Source organism: Vibrio sp. MED222 (genome assembly GCF_000153005.1).
In the GTDB taxonomy this organism is placed as follows: domain Bacteria; phylum Pseudomonadota; class Gammaproteobacteria; order Enterobacterales; family Vibrionaceae; genus Vibrio; species Vibrio tasmaniensis_A.
The window spans coordinates 175905-177017 of the sequence record NZ_CH902609.1 but is presented as its reverse complement, the minus strand read 5'-3'; the positions used below and the strand labels follow the sequence as shown (position 1 = coordinate 177017).

The following is a 1113-nucleotide window of genomic DNA, read 5'->3' as shown; positions in this document are numbered from 1 at the left end:
AACGAATTCAAGACAGTACAGTTTCAGAGCAAGATGCCATTCAACAAACGATTGAGTTTCTGGAAAAATGGGTACCAAAAGGTAAGTCACCAATTTGTGGCAACAGCATTGGTCAAGATCGCCGATTCTTATACAAGCATATGCCAGAGCTGGAAGAGTACTTCCACTACCGTTATGTTGATGTTAGCACCCTAAAAGAGCTGACTCGCCGTTGGAAGCCTGAAGTGTTAGATGGTTTTTCTAAGTCGGGAAGCCACCTTGCATTAGACGATATTCGAGAGTCTATTGCTGAGCTGCAGTACTATCGAAAAACGATTATTAACATCTAATCAGATCAAATGTTCACGTTTATCTAACTTTTCAGGGACATAAGAGCTATTTTTTTTGCAAATATGTGTGCTTTTACAGCAGTTGAGTAAAAACTTGCTGATTTTTGCATTAAGGACTTGCATCACAAAAAAATGCTCTTATAATTCGCAGCCCTGAACGGCGAAAGACGTTTTCAGTTTGCGATACTAGCTCAGTTGGTAGAGCGCAACCTTGCCAAGGTTGAGGTCATCGGTTCGAACCCGATGTATCGCTCCAGATTTATACTTTTAGGAAGTGAATTCCTAGAAGGTCTCTTTAGAGAGAAAGATTCATTGACTTAAACAATGCATTCGGACGCGGGATGGAGCAGTTTGGTAGCTCGTCGGGCTCATAACCCGAAGGTCGTCGGTTCAAATCCGGCTCCCGCAACCACATTACAGTTGAACGTTGATTTGATGCTTTGTAGCAGAAAAGATGAACGGTTAGCTTATGCGATACTAGCTCAGTTGGTAGAGCGCAACCTTGCCAAGGTTGAGGTCATCGGTTCGAACCCGATGTATCGCTCCAAATTCTATTCTTAGAAGCTGTCTCTTTGAGAAAGTGCTCAGAATGAAAATGGTTTAGTCTCATTGTCTTAAACGGTAATGATGCGAAAAGAGAAACATCCGGACGCGGGATGGAGCAGTTTGGTAGCTCGTCGGGCTCATAACCCGAAGGTCGTCGGTTCAAATCCGGCTCCCGCAACCACATTACAGTTGAACGTTGATTTGATGCTTTGTAGCAGAAAAGATGAACGGTTAGCTT

Annotated in this window: 1 protein-coding gene and 4 tRNA genes; all 5 read left to right on the top strand. The window is 43.3% G+C overall.

The genetic code is table 11. From position 1 onward, the window contains the following. Positions 1–329, top strand: a 329-nt coding sequence (gene orn, locus MED222_RS06320) for an oligoribonuclease (RefSeq protein ID WP_009847909.1), incomplete at its 5' end; no start/stop codon positions are given. Between the two features lie 180 nt (positions 330–509). Beyond that, positions 510–585, top strand: a tRNA-Gly gene (locus MED222_RS06325). Positions 586–664: 79 nt separating this feature from the next. Then, positions 665–741 (top strand) — tRNA-Met (locus MED222_RS06330). A 59-nt stretch (positions 742–800) separates the two neighbouring features. Continuing rightward, positions 801–876: transfer RNA gene (locus MED222_RS06335), tRNA-Gly, on the top strand. 103 nt (positions 877–979) lie between these two features. After that, positions 980–1056, top strand: a tRNA-Met gene (locus tag MED222_RS06340). The last annotated feature ends 57 nt before the right edge of the window (positions 1057–1113 follow it).